Source organism: Myxococcus llanfairpwllgwyngyllgogerychwyrndrobwllllantysiliogogogochensis (assembly GCF_006636215.1).
GTDB classification, from domain to species: domain Bacteria; phylum Myxococcota; class Myxococcia; order Myxococcales; family Myxococcaceae; genus Myxococcus; species Myxococcus llanfairpwllgwyngyllgogerychwyrndrobwllllantysiliogogogochensis.
The window spans coordinates 1-23,900 of record NZ_VIFM01000176.1; the positions used below are offsets into that span (position 1 = coordinate 1).

Below are 23,900 nucleotides of genomic sequence, written 5' to 3' on the forward strand. Positions count from 1 at the left end.
ACCCCCTCCCGCGGAGGCCCAGGCGGAGCCCACGCCCGCCGAGGCGCCGGCGCCCCAGGCCACCACCGACGCGACGTCAGCCGGAGAGCTCGCCGCCGAGAAGCCCACGGCGAAAGAGGCGGCCAAGAACCCCGAGGAGATGGCGGGCACCACCGAGGTCGTCGACACCCGCCCGCCGCCCGTCACCCGGCCCAGCCTGGCCGTGGGCAACGAGACGTTCTACGTGAAGCCCGTGCTCGCGCTCGCGGGCGGGCTCCACGTGGAGAACCTCATCCAGACGCTCAACCGCAACCGGGAGAGCCGCGCGACGACGGTGGCCCTCACCCGCTTCGGCTTCGAGGGACGCCTGGGGCAGTACGTCTCCTTCCGCAGCGAGTTCGAGCGCAACATCCGCGCGCACGGCTCCGGCGTGTGGGAAGGCACCGCGTCCTTTAGCGTGAGGGACCAGGTCATCCGGCTCCAGCGCTGGGGCGTGACGCTGGAGGCCGGCATCATCGTGGACCCGGCCAGCGTGGACTTCATCTCCACGCACATCGCGGACACGCTGCTGGCGGACAAGTACACGCGAGACCCGCTGCTCTACAGCGGCTTCAACCGGGGCCAGGGCGCGCAGGCCGCCTACGAGTGGAACGGCTTCCGCCTGGGCATGGGCTTCACCGCGGCCAACCCGCTGAGCACCTCCAGCTCCTACCAGGTGGGCGGCTCGTTCGGTGGAGGCAGCCGCTTCTGGGAGCGCCCGCTGGCCAACTACCGCAATGGCCAGCCCGATGATGACCTGCACTTCCAGGTCCTCAGTCCCTCGCTGTCGTACTCGCACGAGCTGTTCGAGGCGAAGGCCATGGCCCAGGTCTTCGACGTGAACTACCAGACGACGTCGCGCACGGACCCGCTCCTGCACGGCAACAACCTGCGCGGCAACCTGCTGTTCAAGCTGCACGCCAATGTGGGCATCCCGCTGTTCATCACCCCGTTCTTCAACTTCGCGCGCGTCCAGAACGACGTGACGAACAGCACGCCGGGCTTCGCCGACCAGCTCCTGGGCACCCACTACACCGCCACCAGCCTGGGCGCGGGCGTGGACGTCAACCTCCACGGGCGCTCGGGCATCGGCGTGCAGTTCAACCGCGTCGCGGACCGCTCGCCGTCCTTTGTCGCGGCCACCGGGGACGCGCCAGCTCGGGAGCCCGTCACCCGGACGACGCAGACCTTCCTCAACATCGGTGGCACCTACTGGTTCACCGAGGACGTGGCGATTGGCGGCCGGTACGCGCGCTATCAGAAGAAGCAGGACGGCGTCGCAGACGAGATTGACGCGTCCTACTTCCTGACGCTCCGCCTCCAGCTCTAGCCCGCTCGCCGACGTACGCCACGCAGCCCGAGGTCCAGCCCAGAGGAGCAGCCCCCATGGAAGCACCGGCGCACGAGCAGCGGGACTCCATCCTGAAGGTGGCGGTGGCCAGCTTCATCGGCACCGCCATCGAGTGGTACGACTTCTTCCTCTACGGGACGGCGGCGGCGTTGGTGTTCAACCGCCTGTTCTTCCCGTCGTTCGACCCGCTCACCGGGACGATGGCGGCCTTCGGCACCTTCGCCGTGGGCTTCATCGCCCGGCCCCTGGGCGGGGTCGTCTTCGGGCATTACGGAGACAAGCTGGGCCGCAAGGCGATGCTCAGCGCGACGCTCATGTTGATGGGGGTGGCCACCTTCGCGGTGGGCCTGCTGCCCACGTACGACACCGTGGGCGCCTGGGCTCCCGCGCTGCTCGTCCTCTTGCGGCTCATCCAGGGCTTCGGACTGGGCGGCGAGTGGGGCGGCGCGGTGCTGATGGCGGTGGAGCACGCCCCCGCGCATCGCCGGGGTTTCTACGGGAGCTGGCCGCAGATGGGCGCACCCGCGGGCCTGCTCGTGGCCACGGCGGTGTTCAGCTACTTCTCGCGGATGCCCGACGCCGCGTTCCTCGCGTGGGGCTGGCGTGTCCCCTTCCTGCTGAGCGCGGTGCTCATCGGCATGGGCGTGTTCATCCGTCTCAAGGTCGCGGAGTCGCCCATCTTCAAGGCGCGCCCGAAGCAGGAGGCCGCGGAGAGCCTCCCGGTGATGAACGCGCTTCGCCAGTACCCCCGGCAGATCCTCCTCGCGATGGGGGCACGCTTCGCGGAGAACGGCTTCTTCTACATCATCACCACGTTCGTCCTCTCCTACGGCACGGAGCGGCTGGGGCTGCCACGCACCACGCTGCTCAACGGCGTGCTCATCGCCACGTCCGTCCACCTGGTGGCGATTCCCGCGTTCGGCGCGGCGTCGGACCGCTTCGGCCGACGTCCCGTCTACCTCGCCGGCGCGCTGGGCTGTGGGCTGATGGCCTTCCCCTTCTTCTGGCTCCTCGACACGAAGGAGACGGGGCTCATCTGGCTGGCGATCACCCTGGGCATCATCGCCCACGCGGCCATGTACGGCCCGCAGGCCAGCTTCTTCTCGGAGCTGTTCGGCACTCGCGTGCGCTACAGCGCGGCCTCGCTCGGCTACCAGATGGCGTCGGTGTTCGCCGGAGGCCTGTCGCCCGTCATCGCCACCGCGCTGCTGGCCCGCTCCGGTGGACAGGCGTGGCCAGTGTCGCTCTACATGGTGGCCCTGGCCGTCGTCACGCTCGTCTCCGTCTGGCTGTCCGCGGAGACCTACCGCGCCCAGCTCACGGAGACGCCCCCCACCGGGGACTCGCTCAGCGAGCCGTCCAGCCGCAGTCCATCACCTGCGCGGACCCCGTGATGCCCCCCGCGGCGTCCGAGCACAGGAAGCCGATATAGGCGGCGACCTCCTCGGGCTCCAACAGCCGCTTCACCGCCGCGGGCGCGAGCATGATCTTCTCCACGACCTCCGCTTCGGTGAGGCCGTGGATTCGCGCCTGGTCGGCGATCTGCTTCTCCACCAACGGCGTGCGCACGTAGCTGGGGCACACGGCGTTCACCGTGACGCCCCGGTCCGCGGCCTCCAGCGCCACCGTCTTCGTCAGGCCCATCAGCCCATGCTTCGCGGACACGTACGCCGACTTGTACGGCGAGGCGACCAGCCCATGGAGCGACGACACGTTGATGATGCGTCCCCACTTCCGGGCATACATCAGCGGCAGCGCGTGCCGCGTCAGCACGAAGGGCCCCACCAGCATGATGCGGATGAGCTGCTCCCAGCGCTCCTCGGGGAACTCCTCCACCGGCGCCACGTGCTGCACGCCCGCGTTGTTCACCAGGATGTCCAGCCGCCCCCACTCCCGCTCGGCCCGCTCCACCAGCGCCCGACAGTCCTCGCGCGACGACACGTCCGTGCGCTGGAAGAGCGCCCCTGGCAGTCGCGCCGCGGCCTGGACCCCCGCCACCTCGTCCAGGTCCGCCAACAACACCTTCATCCCCTGGGCGGCCAGCGACTCCGCCACCGCGAGACCGATGCCGTGCGCGGCCCCCGTCACCACCGCGCATCGACCTGAAGGTGAATTCATGTTCATGTCTCCATCGTGACGGAACCCGGCGCGCGGGGCAATGCCGTGGGAGCGCGCGGCCCATGCCGCACCCCGCCTTGAAGCGCCTGACGCATTCGGGCGAAGGTGGAGGTCTCCATGGCGGAAAGTTCATCTCGCGCGAGGACGGCTGGAGCATGGCGAAGCTGGCCCCGCTCGCTCATCCTGGCGTTGGGGCTGGGCATCCTCGTCTCGCTGCCGTCCTTGCGCGTGGGACTGCTGCTCGATGACCTGGTGCACCGGCTCGCCCTCTCCGGACAGGTGGCGTCCCTGGGTGACTGGGGACCGCTGACGCTCTACGAGTTCGTGGGCGGCCCGCGCACGGACCCGGCCCGCTTGAGGGAGTCCGGGCTCTTGCCCTGGTGGGCGTCGGACTCGCTGTCGGTGCGCTTCTTCCGTCCCCTGCCCAGCGCGCTGCTCACCGCCGACGCGTGGCTCTTCGACGACGCCCCCTTCCCCGCGCACCTGCACAGCCTCGCCTGGTTCCTGGCACTGGTGACGCTGGTCGGCTGGCTGCACCGGCGGCTGTTGCCACCTTCGCTGGCCGCGCTGGCCACGGTCCTCTACGCGGTGGCCGCCGCGCACCTGTTCCCGGTGGCCTGGCTCGCCGCGCGCCACCCGCTCGTCTCCGCGCTCCTGGGACTGCTCGCCCTGGCCGCCCACCTGCGCTACCGCGAAGAAGACTGGAAGCCCGGCCGAGTCCTCGCGCCGCTCGCACTGGTGGCCGCGTTGTTCTCCGGCGAGGCCGCGCTGGGCGCGGTGGGGCTCATCGGTGCCTATGAGGTCTTCGGCCGCCGCGAGGGGTGGCGCCAGTGCGCGCGGCGGCTCACGCCCTACGCACTGCTCGTCACGGCCTACCTCTTCTTCTATGCGAGTCAGGGCTACGGCGCGCGCGGCAGCGGCGGCTATCTGGACCCGATTGGCGCGCCCGGGGCCTTCCTCGCCACCCTCCTCCAGCGCGTGTGCATCCTCGTGGGGGAGCTGGTGGTGGCCACGCCGTCCGACGCGGCCTCGGGAACCCCAGAGCTGCACTCCGGCTTCGCGGCCTGGGGCGCGCTCGCCACCGTGGGCGCGCTGCTGATGCTGCGCGCCCTCCAGTCGCGCCTGTCCGAACAGGAGCGCGGCACCCTGCGCTGGCTGTTGCCCGGGGGCCTGGCGGCCACGATTCCCGGCGCGGCGGGAATCATCGGAGGACGCGTCCTCATGGTGCCGCTGCTCGCGGGGAGCGCACTGGTCGCGGTGCTCATCCTCCGGGGTTGGGCGGCGGCGCGCGAGGCCACCCTCCCTCGCCGCCACCAGCTCCTGCTCCGGTCCGCTGTCGTGGTGCTCGTGCTGGGCCACTGCGTGCTGGGCCCCTTGTTCCGGGTGGGCCTGGGCGTGGCGCTGGGCCGCATCGCGGAGGCGCAGTGGCGCATCGCCCGCGAGGCCCCGCCCTGCGCGGGGACAATGGTCATGGTGGCCGCCGCGGACCCGAGCATCTCGCTCTACGTGCCCGCCGCCATGCTGCTCCAGGGCCGCGCCCCTCGCCTCTACCGGCTGCTCAGCGCCGCGCCACACGACCATGTCCTCGAGCGGACCTCCCCGGAGGCGTTCGACCTCGTCGTGAGCGGCACACCGCGACACCCGGGGTTCTGGGAGCTGGTCAATCGGGACACGCCGCCGCCCATCGGCACGAAGCTGCGGCTGGGGGACCTGAACGTCACGGTGCTGGAGTCGAACGAAGGGGGCTTCACGCGCGTGCACTTCGACTTCGGAAAGGCCCTGGAGTCGACCGAGCTCTGCTTCGTCACGTGGAGCGGAGACGGGCTGCGCGCGCTCACGCTTCCGCCTCCTGGCGAACACCTCGCTCTGCCTTACAGCCGAGGGCCAGCGGGGCTTTGAACACTCCAGTGCCGACGGCTGTGCGTGAGCCGACGCGGCGCTGGGAATCCTTTTGCCTGTCATGCGGGAACGGGGCCGGATTCGCGGCACTCCACCCTTGCCCCCATCGGCCCCATGACCCCACTTCGCTTCCTTCGTCTCGCGCCGCTGCTCGCGTGCGCTCCGCTGTGCCTCGTCGCCTGCAATGACGACGACGGTGATGACTCCGTCGTGCCGGGCGCCGCCCAGTTCAAGGTGATGACCCGCAACCTCTACCTCGGCGGCAACATCGAGCTGCTCGCCACGGCGCAGACGCCCCAGCAGATTCCCGCCATCGCCGCGCAGCTCTACACGACGGTGCAGGCGACGAACTTCCCCGAGCGCGCCAAGGCCATCGCGGACGAAATCCAGAGCACCAACCCGGCCCTCGTCGGCCTGCAGGAAGTCTCCCTCTACCGGACCCAGAGCCCGAGCGACTTCGCCTCCAACCCGGTGCCCAACGCGCAGACCGTGACGTACGACTTCCTGGCCATCCTGCTGGCGGAGCTGCAGAGCCGGGGGCTCAACTACCGCGCCGCCGCGACGGTGCAGAACGCGGACGCGGAGGTCCCCGCGGCGCTCGCGGGCAATGCAACGGACCTCACGGACGTGCGGCTCACGGACCGGGACGTCATCCTGGCGCGCGGTGACGTGCAGATCGCCAACGTGGTGACGGGCAACTACGCCTATGCCCAGGAGGTGCCCGTGGGCGGCGCGTCGATTCGCTTCCTGCGTGGCTTCAACAAGCTGGACGCCACGGTGGACGGCGCGCGCATCACCTTCGTCAACACCCACCTGGAGACGTTGCGGCCCGGCAACGAGAACCAGGCCACGGAGCTGGCCGCCCTCGTCAACACCTATGACCGGCCGCTCATCGTCGTCGGAGACCTGAACACCGGACCGGGCGCGGCCACCACCGGCTATCCCACCATCGTCGGCCCGGGGACGGGGCTCGTGGATGCATGGTCCACGGTGGGCACGGGTGACGGCTTCACGTGCTGCTTCAGCGAGACGGTGAACGACGCCAACACGGATGCGCTCGACGAGCGCATCGACCTGGTGCTGTACGCCGGGGACAACGTCAATCCCCAGTCCGCGGTGGTGGTGGGCACCCTGATTGACGACCGCACGAACTCCGGCCTCTGGCCGTCGGACCACGCGGGCCTGGTGGTGGAGTTCCGGGTGGACGACTGACCCTGGAGACACAGGGGGCTGGAGGTCTCCCGAGGCAGGGAGTATTCAGCCCCCGACATGTCTCTACGCCTCGTCAAACGGCTCGCGCGGGACTGGTTCCTCCTGGGGATGCTCGGTGCCGTCGGGCTCGCCCTCCTCTTCCCGGACTTCGGCCGGTCCGGCGGCGCGATGCATGCCGACGTCGTCACCAACGTCGGCATCTTCGCCGTGTTCTTCCTCCACGGGCTGGGCATGCCCATGGCCCAGCTCAGGGCCGGGGCGCTCCAGTGGCGCCTGCACGTGCTGGTGCAGTCGTTCACCTTCGGGGTGTTCCCCGCCCTCTGGCTCGTGCTCAACCTCGTCTTCGGGGCGTGGGTGCCGGCGGACGTGTCGCTCGGCTTCCTGTTCCTGTGCGCGGTGCCGTCCACCATCTCCTCGTCCGTGGCGATGACGGGCGTCGCCCGGGGCAACGTGGCGGGGGCCATCTTCGACGCGAGCCTGTCCAGCCTGCTCGGCATCTTCCTCACGCCGCTCATCGTCGGGCTTCTGGCGCGCACCACCGGGCAGTCGCTCTCGCTGGGGGACGCCATCCTCAAGCTGTCCCTGCTGCTGCTCCTGCCGCTGGCGCTGGGGCAGCTCGCACGGCCGCTGCTCGGCGCGTTCTTCGCCCGCTACCGCAAGTACACCAACGGCGTGGACCGGCTGTTCATCCTGGTGCTCGTCTACGCCTCGTTCTGCGACTCCGTCGCGTCCGGCATCTTCAGTCGCCATGGCGGCGCCATCGTCGCGCTCATCCTGGGGGGCGCGGTGCTCATCCTCGCCACCGTGCTGACCCTCAGCACCCTGACGGCGCGCAGACTGCGGTTCTCCACGGAGGATGAGATCGCCGCGGTCTTCTGCGGTTCGAAGAAGACGCTGGCCTCGGGGGTGCCCATGGCGCGGCTCCTCTTTGGCGCGCACCCTGGATTGGGGCTCATCGTCCTGCCCCTCATGTTCTACCACCAGCTCCAGCTGCTCGTCTGCTCGGTCCTGGCGGAGCGCTATGCGGCGCGCCCACCGGCGCCGTGAGCCAACTGGTTGCCTGAGTCAACGGCTTCCCCGACAATGACCTCGAACGGCACGGCGCCTTGGAGACAGGACTGAATGGCACAGACTCGACGGGACCAAGGCGTGGCGGCGGTGCGGCACTTCAATCGCTTCTACACGCAGAAGATTGGCGTGCTGGACGAGGGGCTCTTGAACAGCGAGTTCTCGCTGACCGAGGCCCGCGTCATCTACGAGCTGTTCCACCGGGAGACCCCCACCGCGGCGGAGCTGAGCCGCGAGCTGGCGTTGGACCCGGGCTACCTCAGCCGCCTGCTCCGCAACTTCGGAACGCAGGGGCTCATCGAAAAGGTGACCTCCGCGACGGACGGTCGCCAGCACCTGGTGCGCCTGACGGCGAAGGGAGAGCAGACCTACGAGCGGCTCAACAGCCGCTCCCACGACTCCATCCGCGCGCTCATCTCCCCGCTGAAGACCGACGCGCGCCAGCGGCTCCTCGATGCCATGCAGACCATCCAGGAGCTGCTGGGTGAGAAGCCCCCTGCGTCGAGCGCCGACGTCGTGCTGCGCCCCCACCGCCCTGGGGACATCGGCTGGGTCATCCACCGGCACGGCGTGCTGTACAGCCAGGAGTACGGCTGGGACGAGCGCTTCGAGGCGCTGGTCGCCAGCGTCGCCGCGAAGTTCATCCTGGAGCAGGAGCCCGCCCGGGAGCGCTGTTGGATCGCCGAGGTGAATGGGCGAAGTGTCGGCTCCGTGTTCCTGGTCCGGGACACGAAGACGGTGGCGAAGCTGAGGCTGCTGTTGGTGGAGCCCTCGGCGCGCGGGCTGGGCATCGGTACCCGGTTGGTGGACGCGTGTGTGACCTTCGCCCGTGAAGCCGGTTACCGGAAGGTGCGACTGTGGACGGACAGCCAGCTCCATGCCGCGCGTCGCGTCTACGAGGGCGCCGGCTTCGCGCGCGCCAGCGCGGAACCCCACGAGGAGTTCGGAGAGGGACTCATCGGCGAGACGTGGGAGCTGAAACTCTGACGAACGAGGCGGCCTCCCCGGAAGGAAGCCGCCTCAGGTGACTGCGCCTTTAGCGGTGGGAGCAAGGCCCCACCGTGCCGGGGAGGCACGGGACTACAGCGGGCTCACGCAGGTGCAGGTGCTGGACGCGCCGTAGCAGGCGGCGCTGCTGCCAGCGGCCACCACCGAGTAGCAGGTGTTGTGGCCCGTGAGGACCTCGGTGTCCACGTAGCTGGTGCTCGTCACGGTGGCGACTCGCGCCTTGCCGTACGTGCAGCCGTTGACCCCGTCCGACTTCATCACCCAGTACTGCGTCGCACCAGCGACGGGGCCCCAGCTCAGCGAGACCTGTTCAGCGGCCGGTATCACGGTGACAGTGGGCTTCGCCGTGGGGCCACCCGTACACCCGCTATTCACCGGCCTGGACGTGGGACAGGCGATGTTGTGGCGGCTGAACGCGGCGTGGATGGCCGTCATGTGCGGCGTGCCATCGTTGATGTTGCCGTTGTCGTCATCCGCCGCCAGCCACTGCTTGTAGCCGTTGGTGGCCGCGCAGCCATCCGACGTGCCCGCGGTGCAGTTGCAGGCGTGCCACGAGCCGATGTTGCCACTGCCCTGGTAGAACACCTTGTTGCCGATGTTCTGCGCCGTGTTCCAGTCGTAGTTGAACGGCGCGGACAGGAGGTCGCGGGCGATGAAGTCCCACGCCGCCTGACGCACCGGAGACGCGGCGCAATGCACCTGCCGGCCGCACGGGCCCGTGCCAGAAAGGCAGCGGGTGCAGACGAAGTCCTGCGGCGTGGTGGGCGTGGGCGGATTGTGGCCCTCGTAGTCGGCGTCGCGGACGCCGGAGCAGTTGGTCGCGCACCAGGTTCCCGTCGGCGACTCGTTCACGTTGTAGCCCGTCCAATCCGCCGTCCTGCCGCAATTCTGGTTGAAGGTCTGGAAGAGGCCGTAGCCCACGCACGAGCTAGGAGACCTGCCAGTGGACACGGGGTCGAACGGCTGGCGGTACATGGCCGCGATGTCACCGTAGGCCTCGCTGGGGTTGCTCAGCGTGCCGGCCGTGTCGTTGTCGTCCATGCCGTGGCCCCACTCGTGGTCGAGCACGCCGCCAATCTCACCCGTATTCCGGCAGCCACCGCCGCTGCGGTAGAAGTTGACCGTGGAGCCGTTCCAGAAGGCGTTGCAGGTGTTGTTGAGGTTGACGTTGGCCGTCATGGACGCCTGCAGCCACGCATTGGAGGGCAGCCATCCACGGGCCAGCTCCTTGATGCGGTTCAGCTCGTAGAACGCGGTGCGGGTCGCCGCGGTGTTGCCACCAGCGGGAGTTCCGCAATCCCCATCGCCTGTCCCCAGTGAGATGTCGCCCCCCGGGGCCGTGGCGCTGACGCTGAGTGGACAGGTGGAAACGACGCGAAGGTAGCGGCCCGTCAGCGTCGTGGTCGCGATTTGGGGAGGAGGAGGAGGACTGAACACCCCATGGCCATCCGCGAAGACACCCGGCGCGACATCGGCCCAGGGCATGGGGTAGCGCGGCTGCATCGAGCCGCAGTACGAGCCCGCTGGACACGTCGCGGGCACGCCCGTGTTGGTGTACGGATAGACACCGCCGTTGACCGATGAGGCGTAGTGGTTGTCGTCCTCGAGCGCGAGCACTTCACCGGTGGCGGCATCCACCGTTACCTTCCAGCGCTCATGCTCACCCTGGAGTTGGAAGCCGTACGTCCACACCAGTTCGTGGCCCATGCCCTTCCCAAAGCCCGCGCCCGGAACGGAGACCGGCGCGACCTCCAGCGTGGGCGCCTGCCAGACGGCGGCCGGGCTCTCGTAGAGGCCGAAGCGCTCGTGCGCGACGACCATCGCCCGGTCCGCGTCCACCAGCGGCATGGGCGAGAGCGCCACGTTCGTCCACGACTCGGTGCCCAGCAGAATCAGGTTACCGTGGCTGATGGTGGCCGCCAGCCGTCCATGCCGGACCGGCACGCCCTGGTGCTGCTGGATGATGGAGACCTGCCACAGGTCCGGGGTGATCTGATCCACCCGGGCCTGGCCCAGTTGGAGCATGTCCACGCCCACCGCGGCGCGGTTGGCCTCCACGAACTTGTAGACGAGGTCGACGACGACGACGCCATCCACCTTGTCCACCGAACGCCCGAGCTGTCTGCCCAGGCTGCCCAGCGTCAGCTTGTTGCCCACGCCATTGCCCGGGATGAGTGGAACGGCGCCCTGGATGTTCGCCGCGGTGCCCGTGACGGAGTCGACGTAGATCTCGAAGTTGTTCCCGTTGCGAGCGAAGAAGTCGTCCCAGACCTTCGCTACATCCGGGCTCAGCTTGGGCAGGGCCTCTTTGAGCGGCACTTGCCCACTGGCCAAGGACAGCTCAGGCGTGAAGAACGCCTGACTTGCCAGTGAGCCCTTCGGAGGAGTGGCGGGGGGGGTGAATCCCCACGCCTGGGACGTCGCCATCACTGCCATACATACGGCGGCTTTCAAGACGCTGCGCATGCAGTGCTCCTTCAGATGAAGGACCAACAGGACTCAGCATTGGCCAGGTGCGGAAGTGCGAACCCACGAGGTGGCCTCTCCTGCAGGGAAGCCACCTCGAATGAATGCGCCGTCAACGGTGGGGAGCACCTTTTCAGCGTGCCCCCTCCGCGCCGACGCCCTGGGGCGCCGCGATGGACTACAGCGGGCTCGCGCAGGTGCAGGTGCTGGACGCGCCGTAGCAGGCGGCGCTGCTGCCCGCGGCCATCACCGAGTAGCAGGTGTTGTGGCCGGTGAGCACCTCGGTGTCCACGTAGCTGGTGATCGTCACGGTGGCGACGCGCGCCTTGCCGTACGTGCAGCCGTTGACGCCGTCCGACTTCATCACCCAGTACTGTGTCGCGCCGCTGATGGGGCTCCAGCTCAGAGAGACCTGTTCAGCGGTCGGTATCACGGTGACAGTGGGCGCCGCCGTCGGGCCACCCGTACATCCGCTGTTCACCGGCGCGGGCGTAGAACAGGCGATGTTGTGGCGGCTGAACGCGGCGTGGATGGCCGTCATGTGCGGCGTGCCATCGTTGATGTTGCCGTTGTCATCATCCGCTGCCAGCCACTGCTTGTAGCCGTTGGTGGCCCCGCAGCCATCCGACGTACCCGCGGTGCAGTTGCAGGCGTGCCATGAGCCGACGTTGCCACTGCCCTGGTAGAACACCTTGTTGCCGATGTTCTGCGCCGTGTTCCAGTCGTAGTTGAACGGAGGGAGCTGGAGGTCGCGGGCGACGAAGTCCCACGCCGCCTGACGTACTGGAGACCCGGCGCAATGCACCTGCCGGCTGCACGGGCCCGTGCCGTTGGAACAGCGGGTGCAGACGAAGTTCTGCGGCGTGGTGGGCGTCGGCGGGTTGTGGACCGCGTAGTCGGCATCGCGGACGCCCGAGCAATTGGTCGCGCACCACGCGGCCCCGGTCTGCGCCTCGGTCACGTTGTAGCCCGTCCCATCCGCCGTCATCCCGCAACCATTGTTGAGGGTCTGGAAGAAGCCGTACCCCACGCACGAGGCAGGTGACCTGCCGGTGGTCGCTGTGGATGCGGGGTTGAACGGCTGGCGGTACATGGCCGCGATGTCACCGTAGGCCTCGCTGGAGTTGCTCAGCGTGCCGGCCGTGTCGTTGTCGTCCATGCCGTGGCCCCACTCATGGTCGAGCACGGCGCCAATCTCACCCGTGTTTCGGCAGCCACCGCCGCTGCGGTAGAAGTTGACCGTGGAGCCGTTCCAGAAGGCGTTGCAGGTGTTGTTGATGTTGACGTTGGCCGTCATGGACGCCTGCAGCCACGCATTGGAGGGCAGCCATCCACGGGCCAGCTCCTTGATGCGGTTCAGCTCGTAGAACGCGGTGCGGGTCGCCCTGGTGTTTCCACCGTCGGGAGTTCCGCAAACACCATCGACTATCCCCAGAGAGATGTCGCCCCCCGGGCCCGTGGCGCTGACGCTGAGCGGACAGGTGGAAACGACGCGAAGGTAGCGGCCCGTCAGCGTCGTGGTCGCGATTTGGGGAGGACTGAACACCCCATAGCCATCCGCGAAGACACCCGGCGCGACATCGGCCCAGGGCATGGGGTAGCGCAGCTGCATCGAGCCGCAGAACGAGCCCGCGGTGCATGGCGAGGGCACGCCCGTGTTGGTGTACGGATAGACACCGCCGTTGACCGATGAGGCGTAGTGGTTGTCGTCCTCGAGCGCGAGCACTTCACCGGTGACCGCATCCACTGTCACCTTCCAGCGCTCATGCTCATCCTGGAGTTGGAAGCCGTACGTCCACACCAGTTCGTGGCCCATGCCCTTGCCGAAGCCCGCGCCCGGAATGGAGACCGGCGCGACCTCCAGCGTGGGCGCCTGCCAGACGGCGGCCGGGCTCTCATAGAGGCCGAAGCGCTCGTGCGCGACGACCATCGCCCGGTCCGCGTCCACCAGCGGCATGGGCGAGAGCGCCACGTTCGTCCACGACTCGGTGCCCAGCAGAATCAGGTTACCGTGGCTGATGGTGGCCGCCAGCCGTCCATGCCGGACCGGCACGCCCTGGTGCTGCTGGACGATGGAGACCTGCCACAGGTCCGGGGTGATCTGATCCACCCGGGCCTGTCCCAGTTGGAGCATGTCCACGCCCACCACGTCGCGGTTGGCCTCCACGAACTTGTAGACGAGGTCGACGACGACGACGCCATCCACCTTGTCCACCGAACGCCCGAGCTGCCTGCCCAGGCTGCCCAGCGTCAGCTTGTTGCCCACGCCATTGCCCGGGATGAGTGGAACGGCGCCCTGGATGTTCGCCGCGGTGCCCGTGACGGAGTCGACGTAGATCTCGAAGTTGTTCCCGTTACGAGCGAAGAAGTCGTCCCAGACCTTCGCCACACCGGGGCTCAGCTTGGGCAGGGCCTCGTTCAGAGGCACCTGACCACTGGCCAGCGACAGCTCAGGCTTGAAGAACGCCTGGCTCGCCAGTGAGCCCTTGAGGGGAGCGGCGGGGGGGTCGAATCCCCACGCCTGGGACGTCGCCATCACTGCCATGAATACGGCGGCTTTCACGACGCTGTGCATGTCGTGCTCCTTCACGTCACAGGGAATCAGCATGAAGAGGCGGCCTCCATGGAGAAGGCCGCCTCGGAACCACTTGCCGTCAACCGCGGGAGCGCCCCATTCCAGCGCGCTCCCGCCGTGCCGGTGATGTCCCGGTGAGCCGCCGGACTACAGCGGGCTCACGCAGGTGCAGGTGCTGGACGCGCCGTAGCAGGCGGCGCTGCTACCCGCTGCCACCACCGAGTAGCAGGTGTTGTGGCCGGTGAGCACCTCGGTGTCCACGTAGCTGGTGCCCGTCACGGTGGCCGCGCGGGCCTTGCCGTACGTGCAGCCGTTGATGCCATCCGACTTCATCACCCAGTACTGCGTCGCGCCGCTGACGGCGCCCCAGCTCAGCGAGACCTGACCCGTGGCCGGCGTCACCGAAACGGTCGGCGCCGCCGTCGGGCCGCCCGTACAGCCGCTGTTCACAGCCACCGGCGTGGCACAGGCGATGTTGTGGCGGTTGAACGCGGCGTAGATGGCCGTCATGTGCGGCGTGCCATCGTTGATGTTGCCGTTGTCGTCATCCGCCGCCAGCCACTGCTTGTAGCCGTTGGTGGCCGCGCAGCCATCCGACGTGCCCGCGGTGCAGTTGCAGGCGTGCCACGAGCCGATGTTGCCGCTGCCCTGGTAGAACACCTTGTTGCCGATGTTCTGCGCCGTGTTCCAGTCGTAGTTGAACGGAGCGGACCGCAGGTCGCGGGCGATGAAGTCCCACGCCGCCTGACGCACCGGAGACGCGGCGCAGTGCGTCTGCCGGCCGCACGGCCCCGTGCCGGTGGAGCAGCGGGTGCAGACGAAGTTCTGCGGCGTGGTGGGCGTCGGCGGGCTGTGGGCCGCGTAGTCAGCGTCGCGGACACCGGAGCAGTTGGTCGCGCACCAGGTCGCTCCCGTCTGCGCCTCATTCACATTGTAGCCCGTCCCATCCGCCGTCATCCCGCAACCATTGTTGAGGGTCTGGAAGAAGCCGTACCCCACGCACGACGCGGGAGACCGGCCACTGGTGGGAGTGGCGGCGGGGTTGAACGGCAGGCGGTACATGGACGCGATGTCGGCGTAGGCCTCGCTGGAGTTGCTCAGCGTGCCGGCCGTGTCGTTGTCATCCATGCCGTGGCCCCACTCGTGGTCGAACACGGCGCCAATCTCACCCGTGTTCCGGCAGCCACCGCCACTGCGGTAGAAGTTGACCGTGGAGCCGTTCCAGAAGGCGTTGCAGGTGTTGTTGATGTTGACGTTGGCCGTCATGGACGCCTGCAGCCACGCGTTGGTGGGCAGCCAGCCACGGGCCAGCTCCTTGATGCGGTTCAGCTCGTAGAACGCGCTGCGGGTCGCCGCGGTGTTGCCACTCGTGGGCGTGGGGCACGTGATGATTCCGGTCCCGAAGTTGATGTCACCCGTGCCGGTGCCGCTGATGGCGCCGCACGTGTCGACGATTCGGATGTAGCGGCCCGCGAGCGTCGTGGTCGTCGTCCCGGACGTATAGTTATAGACGCCGTAGCCGTCCGTGAAGACGTTCGTCCCGACGTTGGCCCAGGGCATGGGGTAGTTGGGCTGCAGGACGCCGCAGAACGAGCCCGCCGGGCAACCCGGGGGCGAACCCGTGTTGGTGAACGGGTAGACGCCGCCCTTCACCGACTGGTCGAAGTAGTGGTTGTCGTCCTCCAGTGCGAGCACGTCACCGGTGGCGGCATCCACCGTCACCTTCCAGCGCTCGCTCTCGTTCTGGAGCTGGAAGCCGTACGTCCACACGAGCTGGTGGCCCATGCCCTTGCCGAAGCCCGCGCCCGGAATGGAGACCGGCGCGACCTCCAGCTTGGGCGCCTGCCAGACGTCGGCCGGGCTCTCGTAGAGGCCGAAGCGCTCGTGCGCGACGACCATCGCCCGGTCCGCGTCCACCAGCGGCATGGGCGAGAGCCCCACGTTCGTCCACGACTCGGTGCCCAGGAGAATCAGGTTACCGTGGCTGATGGTGGCTGCCAGCCGTCCATACCGGACGGGGATGCCCTGGTGCTGCTGGACGATGGAGACCTGCCACAGGTCCGGGGTGATCTGATCCACCCGGGCCTGTCCCAATTGGAGCATGTCCACGCCCACCGCGTCGCGGTTGGCCTCCACGAACTTGTAGACGAGGTCGGCGACGACGCCGCCATCCACCTTGTCCACCGAACGCCCGAGCTGCCTGCCCAGGCTGCCCAGCGTCAGCTTGTTGCCCACGCCATTGCCCGGGATGAGCGGAATGGCGCCCTGGATGTTTGCTGCGGTACCCGTGACGGAGTCGACGTAGATCTCGAAGTTGTTCCCGTTACGAGCGAAGAAGTCGTCCCAGACCTTCGCCACATCGGGGCTCAGCTTGGGCAGGGCCTCGTTCAGAGGCACCTGACCACTGGCCAGCGACAGCTCAGGCTTGAAGAACGCCTGGCTCGCCAGTGAGCCCTTGGGGGGTGCGGCGGGGGGGTCGAATCCCCACGCCTGGGACGTCGCCATCACTGCCATGAATACGGCGGCTTTCACGACGCTGCGCATGCGGTGCTCCTTCAGATGAAGGACCAACGGAACGGGGACTCCAGGGAACCGGAATGGCTCCAGGAATCCCCGGGTTGCGCATAATTCATGTTTACTTGGAGTGCGCTCCCGCAAACCACTCCGAGTGTTACCCCCTCAACAATGACTAGACGCGGTATGTGGCCGCCACCGTCTCCATCCGTGCGGCCACGTCACGCAGCGACGCGGTAATCCGCTGAGCGCTCTGCAAACCCTGCATGGACTCTTCCATCATCCGGGACAGGTCCGTCACGGCGATGAAGATCTGGGCGACGCCGGCGTTCTGCTGCGTCACGGCGGCGGCGATCTGCTGAGCGGCGGAGGCGTTGTCCTGGATGATGCCGGTCAGCTCGCGGAGGCTGTCGCCGCTGGCACGGACCTGGTCCAATCCGGTTTCAGCGCTGCCCTGGCTCTGCACTGCCAGCGTGACGGAGCCCTGGATGGACTGGCGGATGTCCTCGAGGATCTCCCGCACGCGGGCAGTGGAGGTGATGGACTGGTCCGCGAGGCTGCGAATCTCGCGCGCCACCACGCCGAAGCCCTTGCCATGCTCGCCGGAGCGAACGGCCTCGATGGCCGCGTTGAGCGCGAGCATGTTGGACTGGTCCGCCAGGTCCTTCACCGTCTGGGTGATGCCGCCAATCTGCTGGGTGCGCTCGTTGAGGGCGGAGATGCTGTCGGCCACGCGGCCCACCTGCTCACGCAGTTGTTCGAATCCCTGGAGGCTCGCGGAGACGGTGGCCTCGCCGGAGCGCCCCACCTCGCGGGCTCGCGCGGTGACGCCGAGCACGGCCTGGGAGCGCTCGGCGGCCATCAGTGACGTCTGCTTGATCTCCTGGGCCGTCACCTGCGTCTCCTGGAGGGCCGCGGCCTGCTTCGTCAGGGTGCGCTCCTGCTGCGCGGCGGCGGCGGTGAGCTCCGCCACCGTCTGTCCCAACACCTTGGTGCCCTGCTGGAGGCCACGCGTGGATTCGCGCAGGTGCTCCATCATCTGGGAGAAGGAGGCGGCCAACTGCCCCACCTCGTCGCGGCGGCTGGACACCTCCACGTGCTGGGTGAGGTCGCCCTCGCGCACGACGCGGCCCACCACTTCGCTCAGCCGGGCGATGGGGCCGGTGGCCCCGCGCGCCAGGAGCCAGCCCCCCACGCCCGCGACGACAAGCGAGAGCACCGTCAGGGCGATGGCCCCCCTGCTCGCTTGCTCCAGCGGCGCGTAGGCGTCCTCCGGGTCCACCGTGGCCACGAAGCGCCAGCCATCGCCGACGTCACGGACCGCGTTCTCGTTGATGGACTCCACGCTGACGACATCATCGGGACGCGAGAGGTCGCGCTCGTGCGTGTCGAAGAGGCTCATGCCGTCCGCGCCGAGTATCTCCAGCGCGAAGCTCCGCTGGCCTCGGGCCCGGGAGCGCTCCAGCGCGGGGGCCACCACCTGCCCCACCTGGCTCCACTCGTAGGCGGCCAGGAGCACACCGATGCGCGCGCCACTGATGGGGCTCAGCACGGGCACCGCGAGCGGCAGCACCGTCCGCTCGAAGAACGGGTCCACCTTCGTGAAGCCCGTGGTGTCCAGCGTCCCGTTCAGCGCGGCGCGAAACCAGGCAGAGGCGCGCACCTCGCCCTCATGTCCCTCGTAGGCCTTGCGAAGCCGCGCCTCGCTGGCGGACACGGCGCGGCCGTCCTCGGTGAAGAGCACGAGGCCCGCGAAGGTCGGGTGACGCTTCTCCAGGGCGACGAGCACCGCGTCGCTCTTGTCGAAGGTGTCGAAGAGCAGCGCGCCGCGGAGGATGGCGTCTTCCGACCAGCTCCGGACGTTGGCCTCGCGCTCCGCCAGCGTGGACTCGACGAGGTCCCTGAGGCCCTGGGCCTCCACCCTCAAGGTCGCGTGGATCTGCTCCTGCAGGTTGTCGGAGATGAAGAGCCGGCCGAGGATGTTGAGCGGCAGCAACGCGAAGAGCGTGAGCAGGGAGACCGCCAGCGTCAGGCGGGTGCGGAGGGAGAGGGCGTCGAGCAGGCGCATGGCGGTCCGCGTGAGTCTTCAGAGGTCCAGCAGGGAGAGTCCGACGGTGACGGCGCCGATGACACGGCCACGGTCGCGGACAGGAAGGGAGACCTGGATGACGTAGGCCTGCGAGGACTCGTCGAAGAAGGGGTGCTCGCGCAGCACCCGCCCCTGCTTGAACGGCACCCGGAACTTGTCTTCGTCACCCTGCCAGTAATCGGACGTCCGCCGAGTGGCGCCCACCAGCGCGCCCTGGCGATCCATCACGAACGCCTCCGCAACCTTGTCGCGGCCCAGGGAGATACGGTGGCGAGCAAGCACCCGTGAGCAGGCGGCGTCGAGCACGCGCTGTTTGAAGGGCGTCATCGCCGGAGTGGCGAGCCACGCGTCATCATCCGCGCGAATGGAGACCAGTGAAGCCCCGCGCGCGTTCTGGGCGAGCACCGCCTGAACCAGCTCCGGGTCCACGGCCATCCGCTGGAGCGCCGGCATCAGCCGCTCCACCTTCTCGAGCTGCGCGATGCCGTCCGGGGGCATCCCCGCGAGCACCGTGAGAATCATGCCGAAACAACACATCCCCACCTCAACGCGTCCGCACGCTGTATCGGCGAGACTGACTTCCCCCTCTGCGCCGGCGGATTCGCCAGACGATACATGAATGAGACATCACCCGTGAGACAGGAAGGCAGAGGGGCCCTCACCCTCCAGGTCCGAACCCGCTCGCTTGGAGCCATCTGGACCCAGGGGCAAAGCCCCCAGTTCCTCCGCGAATTTCCAGGTCCTCGCGAGGTGCCGCGCTGTCGGAGGGCGCGGCGAGAGCCTCAGCGCACTGTTTGAGCGAAGTGCTCCGCGAGCCGCTGGAGCAGCTCGGTGTTCTCCCGCTCGGCGGACTCCAGCTTGGGCAGCTGGGCCTTCAGCTCCGCGAGGTCCTTGCCGCGCTGGCGAAGGTCTTCCGCGCCCAGCTCCAGCCAGCGCCCCATCTCCCGAGCCGTCAGCTCCAGATGGAACTGGAAACCGAACGACGCGCCCAGCCGGAAGGCCTGTTGCACATAGCGGTCCGTGGAGGCCAGCAGCGTGGCGCCGGGCACGGCCTTGTACGTGTCACCATGCCAGTGCGCGACGACGGTGCGGGGGCGCACGCCGGCGATGACCGTGTCGCGCACGCCCTCCGCGGTCCAACGCACCGGGCCCACGCCCACCTCGAAGCCATTCTTTCCCGCGAAGACCTCGGCGCCCGCCGCGTCGGCGAGCAACTGCGCGCCCAGGCAGATGCCCAGAGATGGGCGCTCGTTGGCCAGTCGCTCGCGGAGGATGGCCAGCTCCTCGCGCAGGAACGGGTGCTGGTCCGCCTCGTAGACGCCCATGGGGCCGCCCATCACCACCACCAGCTCCGCGTCCACGTCGTCGTGACGCGCGGAGCGGAAGCGGTTGACGAGGGTGAAGCCCGCCTTCGTCAGCGCCGGCCCCAGAAGTCCCACGCCCTCGTGCTCCTCGTGCTGGTACACCACCGCGCGCATCGTCACGACCTCCGTGTCCACCGTCGCGCGGAGCCTACCTGGAATCCCGAGGGCGAGGCGCGTGTGCCGCGCGTTGTCGCTCGCGACCAGCCGCGAGCGGCAAGCAGTGCGCGAGTCACTCACGGAGCGGTGGCACCCCCGCGCTACTTCGCCTTGTCGCCCTTGAGGATGCGCAGCAGTCCCTCTTGCGCCACGGAGGCGACGAGGCGTCCGTCGCGCGTGTAGACGGAGCCTCTCGCCAGGCCTCGCGCGTTGCCCGCCCACGGGCTGTCCATGACGTAGAGCAGCCAGTCATTCACCTTCAGGTCACCATGGAACCAGAGGGCGTGGTCCAGGCTCGCGCCGATGACTTGCGGCTGGAAGAAGCTGGCCGCGTGCGGCAGCAGCACGGTGCTGATGAGGTTGAAGTCGGACGCGTACGCCAGCACGTACTTGTGGACCTGGGGGTCCTCCGGAAGCTCGCCGTCGGCGCGAATCCACACCGCCTTGCGCGGCTCGTCCGGCACCGGATTGAACGGGTCCATGTACGCCACCGGTCGCATCTCGATGGGCTTGTCGCAGAGGATCTTCTCGCGCAGCCGCGCCGGAATCCTGTCCGCCTGACGCAGCAGCAACTCCAGGTCCGTGGGCAGGCTCTCCGGGGGCGGCACGTCCGGCATGGGGGCCTGGTGCGCGTAGCCGACCTCGTCTCCGTGGAAGGACGCCATCATCGTGAAGATGGGTTGTCCCTTCTGGATGGCGACGATGCGCCGCGTGCTGATGCTGCCGCCGTCGCGCACCCGGTCCACCGTGTAGACGACGGGAAGGCTCGCGTCGCCGGGGCGCAGGAAGTAGCCATGCAGCGAGTGGACATGCCGCGCGGGCTCCACCGTCTGGCTGGCCGCCGACAGCGCCTGCCCCAGCACCTGCCCACCGAAGAGCTGGCGGAAGCCCAGGTCCTGGCTCCTCCCGCGAAACAGATTCTCCTCGATGACCTCCAGCTTGAGGAGCTCCAGCAGCTCGTCCAGGACTCGGCTCATGAAGGCCCCTCCTAGCCGACCCCGGCCGCGCCTGTCTCGCCCCGCGTGAGCCCGCCGTGCGCCGGAGGACGCCCTGGCCGGGCGCGGAAGGAATGGCATGCTCCGCCGGCCGTTGAGGAAACTGTCTCCCCTCTTCCCGCGAGCGCTCCCTTGCCCCGTTCCGTCCTGCTGACCTCGCTGTTGCTGCTGCCGTCGCTGGCCCCCGCCGCGGAGCCATCCCCCGAGGTGAAGCGCTGGTGGAGCCACGTCCAGTTCCTCGCGGACGACCGCCTGCGAGGGCGCGACACGGGAAGCGAAGGCCACCGCGAGGCCGCGGCGTACGTGGCCGAGCAGTTGGCGGGCCTCGGCGTGAAGCCCGGCGCTGGCGAGGGCTACCTCCAAGAGGTGGCGCTGGTGTCGCGGCGACTGGTGGATGCGCGCTCGCGGCTGACGCTGGTTCGCGAGGGCAAGCGCACGCCGCTCGTCGTCGGTCGCGAGGCCCTCATCTCCCCGCGCCAGGGCGAGTCAGGTCAGCTGGACGCCCCCCTGGTGTTCGTGGGCCATGGCCTCTCCATCCCGGAGGCGAACCATGACGACTTCGCGGGCGTGGACCTCCAGGGCAAGCTGGCCGTCTTCATCTACGGAGGCCCCGCTCACATCCCCGGCCCCCTGAGGGCCCACCACAGCTCCGCGGCGGAGCGGGTCAAGGCGCTGAAGAAGGCGGGCGCCGTGGGCGCAGTGGTGCTCCTGAATCCGAAGAACATGGAGACGCCCTGGTCCCGCTCCGCCCTGTCGCGCCTCCAGCCGGCGATGAACTTCGCGGACACCTCGCTGGACGACACGTCCGGCCTCCAGGTGAGCGTCTCCTTCAACCCGGCGCACGCCGAGAAGCTGTTCACCGGAAGCCCGCACTCGTTCAAGGAGCTGCTCGCGCTGGCGGACGCGAGCAAGCCGCTGCCGCGCTTCGAGCTGCCCATGCGCCTCCAGTCGAGCGCCGAGTGGGTCTCCACTCCCGTGACATCCGTCAACGTCGTGGGCGTGCTTCCGGGCAGCGATCCGGTGCTGGCCAAGGAGTACGTCGTCCTCACCGCGCACCTGGACCACGTGGGCGTGGGAGCGCCCATCAACGGCGACGCCATCTACAACGGCGCCATGGACAACGCGACGGGCGTGGCCGCCGTGCTGGAGGTGGCCCGCGCGCTCCAGGCCCAGAAGCCCCAGCGCTCCATCCTCTTCGTGCTGGTGACAGGTGAGGAGAAGGGGCTGATCGGCTCGCGCTACTTCGCCGCGCATCCCACCGTGCCCCGCGACGCCATCGTCGCGAACTTCAACCTGGACATGTTCCTGCCGCTGTTCGACTTCACCCGCGTGGTGGCCTACGGCCAGGACGAATCGACGCTGCTCGCGCCCCTGCGGGAGGTCGCCTCGGCGCACGGCGTGAAGCTCCAGCCCGACCCCAACCCCAGCAGCATGACCTTCATCCGCAGCGACCAGTACGCCTTCATCCGCCAGGGCGTGCCAGCCCTGTCCTTCAAGTTCGGCTACGCGCCGGGCTCCCCCGAGGAGCGCACCTTCAAGGACTGGTACACGCGCCACTACCACGCCCCCTCGGACGACCTGCGCCAGCCCATCCACAAGGACGGCGCCATCAAGTTCGTCCAGCTGCTCACCGACCTGACGCGCACCGTGGCCAACGCGCCCGAGCGACCGCGCTGGAACGACGACAGCTTCTTCCGCCGCTTCGCGCGCACCAACACCCCGGATGGCAAACAGGACACCCCCCTGAGCAATCCGTGACACCATCCCCGCACGGCCCTGGTAACACGCGTACAGGTGTAGCTTTCCATCGATGTGACAAATGAATGACGCCCGGCGTCATGGCCGAGTGCGCGTCGTCGCAAATCGCCAGGGGGTGGCTTGAAGCGAGACACCCGTTTGCGCCACGCTTGATTGCACTTGAGACATCAGCGCGGCGCGGGCGACGAAACGCCCGAAAATTGGCGGGGGGCGAATGCAGTCAAACGTATTCACCGCGGTACTGATTCCACTGTCGTTGGCCGTCATCATGCTCGGCCTGGGACTGTCGCTGACGCTCGCGGACTTCAAGCGCGTCATCGTCTACCCGCGAGCGGTGATTGTGGGGCTCGTGTGCCAGATGCTGGTGCTTCCCGCCGGCTGCGCGCTCATCGCCCATGCCTTCGGCCTGGGACCCGAGCTGGCGGTGGGGCTGATGTTGCTCGCGGCGTCTCCTGGAGGAGCGACGGCGAACCTCTTCAGCCATCTGGCCCGCGGTGACGTCGCCCTCAACATCACGCTGACGGCGGTGAACAGCGCGCTGACGCTCGTCACCCTGCCCCTCATCGTCAACCTGTCACTGATGCACTTCATGGGGGAGGACCGCGCGGTCCCCATGCAGTTCTCCAAGGTGCTCCAGGTCTTCATCATCGTGCTGGGCCCGGTGAGCATCGGCATGCTCATCCGCTCGCGCAAGCCGGGCATCGCCCAGTCCCTGGACAAGCCCATCCGCCTGATGTCCGCCGCGTTCCTGGCGGTCGTCATCGCCGCCGCCGTCTACCAGGAGCGCGCGCACATCGGCGCGTACTTCAAGCAGGTGGGGCTGGCCGCGCTGAGCTTCAACGTGCTGAGCATGGCCATCGGCTACGTCACGCCGCTGCTGTTCCGCCTGCCGCGTCGTCAGGCCGTGGCCATCGGCATGGAGATTGGCATCCACAACGGCATCCTCGCGATGACCATCGCCATGAGTCCGCTGCTGCTCGGCAACGCGACCATGGCCATCCCTCCGGCCATCTACAGCATCGTCATGTACTTCACGGCGGCCATCTTCGGCTACGCGGTGACGCGTCGCCACACGGACGAACAGACGAGTCCCGAAGCCTCTCCCAGTCGTTCTTGAACCGCTGAGCCGCGGTCTGCCTCGCCGCGGTCCCCCCTCACTCCCGAGGAAGTGTCGAGATGATGCTCAAGCGTCTATCGCTGTCCTTTTGCACGCTCTGCCTGAGCCTGGGCCTGGTGTCTCCCGCAGCCGCGCAGCAGCCCAGCGCCGCCACCCCCACCCCGTCGGACGTTCCGACGCCGGGTACGCCCC

Annotated in this window: 16 protein-coding genes; 8 read left to right on the top strand and 8 right to left on the bottom strand. The window is 68.6% G+C overall.

The window, feature by feature from the left end:
- Both FJV41_RS52565 and FJV41_RS33065 read left to right on the top strand, forming a co-directional pair.
- A partial coding sequence (locus FJV41_RS52565; protein ID WP_181791100.1) for an SPOR domain-containing protein occupies positions 1-1,348 on the top strand: 1,348 nt, incomplete at its 5' end.
- Positions 1,349-1,404: 56 nt separating this feature from the next.
- On the top strand, positions 1,405-2,763 hold the full coding sequence (locus tag FJV41_RS33065) for an MFS transporter (RefSeq protein ID WP_141646581.1): 1,359 nt from the start codon (positions 1,405-1,407) through the stop codon (positions 2,761-2,763).
- Here FJV41_RS33065 and FJV41_RS33070 read toward each other — a convergent pair.
- Positions 2,717-3,487, bottom strand: a complete 771-nt coding sequence (locus tag FJV41_RS33070; protein WP_220137916.1) for a 3-hydroxybutyrate dehydrogenase — start codon at positions 3,485-3,487, stop codon at positions 2,717-2,719. The genes FJV41_RS33065 and FJV41_RS33070 overlap by 47 nt on opposite strands.
- A gap of 117 nt (positions 3,488-3,604) precedes the next feature.
- On the opposite strand from FJV41_RS33070, the gene FJV41_RS33075 reads away from it, so the two are divergent.
- The 4 genes from FJV41_RS33075 to FJV41_RS33090 all read left to right on the top strand — a co-directional run bounded on the left by FJV41_RS33075 (position 3,605) and on the right by FJV41_RS33090 (position 8,653).
- A complete protein-coding gene (locus FJV41_RS33075) occupies positions 3,605-5,386 on the top strand; it encodes a hypothetical protein (protein ID WP_141646583.1) in 1,782 nt (593 codons plus the stop codon).
- A 114-nt stretch (positions 5,387-5,500) separates the two neighbouring features.
- Positions 5,501-6,598, top strand: coding sequence for an endonuclease/exonuclease/phosphatase family protein (locus tag FJV41_RS33080; protein WP_141646584.1), 1,098 nt, complete (start codon positions 5,501-5,503; stop codon positions 6,596-6,598).
- Between the two features lie 57 nt (positions 6,599-6,655).
- Entirely contained in the window at positions 6,656-7,645 is a 990-nt protein-coding gene (locus FJV41_RS33085; RefSeq protein WP_141646585.1) for a bile acid:sodium symporter family protein, read from the top strand.
- Positions 7,646-7,720: 75 nt separating this feature from the next.
- Complete coding sequence (locus FJV41_RS33090) at positions 7,721-8,653, top strand: bifunctional helix-turn-helix transcriptional regulator/GNAT family N-acetyltransferase (protein WP_141646586.1); 933 nt, start codon at positions 7,721-7,723, stop codon at positions 8,651-8,653.
- Between the two features lie 93 nt (positions 8,654-8,746).
- Here the strand turns inward: FJV41_RS33090 and FJV41_RS33095 are convergent, their stop codons facing one another.
- The 7 genes from FJV41_RS33095 to tesB form a co-directional block, all read right to left on the bottom strand.
- On the bottom strand, positions 8,747-11,008 hold the full coding sequence (locus FJV41_RS33095; protein WP_181791102.1) for a gluzincin family metallopeptidase: 2,262 nt from the start codon (positions 11,006-11,008) through the stop codon (positions 8,747-8,749).
- A gap of 310 nt (positions 11,009-11,318) precedes the next feature.
- Positions 11,319-13,748, bottom strand: coding sequence for a gluzincin family metallopeptidase (locus FJV41_RS33100; RefSeq protein ID WP_141646588.1), 2,430 nt, complete (start codon positions 13,746-13,748; stop codon positions 11,319-11,321).
- 114 nt (positions 13,749-13,862) lie between these two features.
- Complete coding sequence (locus FJV41_RS33105) at positions 13,863-16,259, bottom strand: gluzincin family metallopeptidase (protein ID WP_141646589.1); 2,397 nt, start codon at positions 16,257-16,259, stop codon at positions 13,863-13,865.
- Positions 16,260-16,404: 145 nt separating this feature from the next.
- Positions 16,405-18,297: a methyl-accepting chemotaxis protein gene (locus tag FJV41_RS33110; protein WP_141646590.1), complete on the bottom strand. Its 1,893-nt coding sequence runs from the start codon at positions 18,295-18,297 to the stop codon at positions 16,405-16,407.
- An 18-nt stretch (positions 18,298-18,315) separates the two neighbouring features.
- Positions 18,316-18,840 (bottom strand): PDC sensor domain-containing protein, encoded by a 525-nt coding sequence (locus tag FJV41_RS33115; RefSeq protein ID WP_246137574.1) that lies wholly within the window; start codon positions 18,838-18,840, stop codon positions 18,316-18,318.
- A 260-nt stretch (positions 18,841-19,100) separates the two neighbouring features.
- Positions 19,101-19,796: a glutamine amidotransferase-related protein gene (locus FJV41_RS33120; RefSeq protein ID WP_141646595.1), complete on the bottom strand. Its 696-nt coding sequence runs from the start codon at positions 19,794-19,796 to the stop codon at positions 19,101-19,103.
- Positions 19,797-19,939: 143 nt separating this feature from the next.
- Entirely contained in the window at positions 19,940-20,815 is an 876-nt protein-coding gene (gene tesB / locus FJV41_RS33125) for an acyl-CoA thioesterase II (protein WP_141646592.1), read from the bottom strand.
- Between the two features lie 150 nt (positions 20,816-20,965).
- On the opposite strand from tesB, the gene FJV41_RS33130 reads away from it, so the two are divergent.
- Positions 20,966-22,591 carry a M28 family metallopeptidase gene (locus FJV41_RS33130; protein WP_141646593.1) on the top strand — a complete coding sequence of 542 codons (1,626 nt, stop codon included), beginning with the start codon at positions 20,966-20,968 and terminating at the stop codon, positions 22,589-22,591.
- A 214-nt stretch (positions 22,592-22,805) separates the two neighbouring features.
- Complete coding sequence (locus FJV41_RS33135; protein ID WP_141646594.1) at positions 22,806-23,708, top strand: bile acid:sodium symporter family protein; 903 nt, start codon at positions 22,806-22,808, stop codon at positions 23,706-23,708.
- Positions 23,709-23,900: the final 192 nt, after the last annotated feature.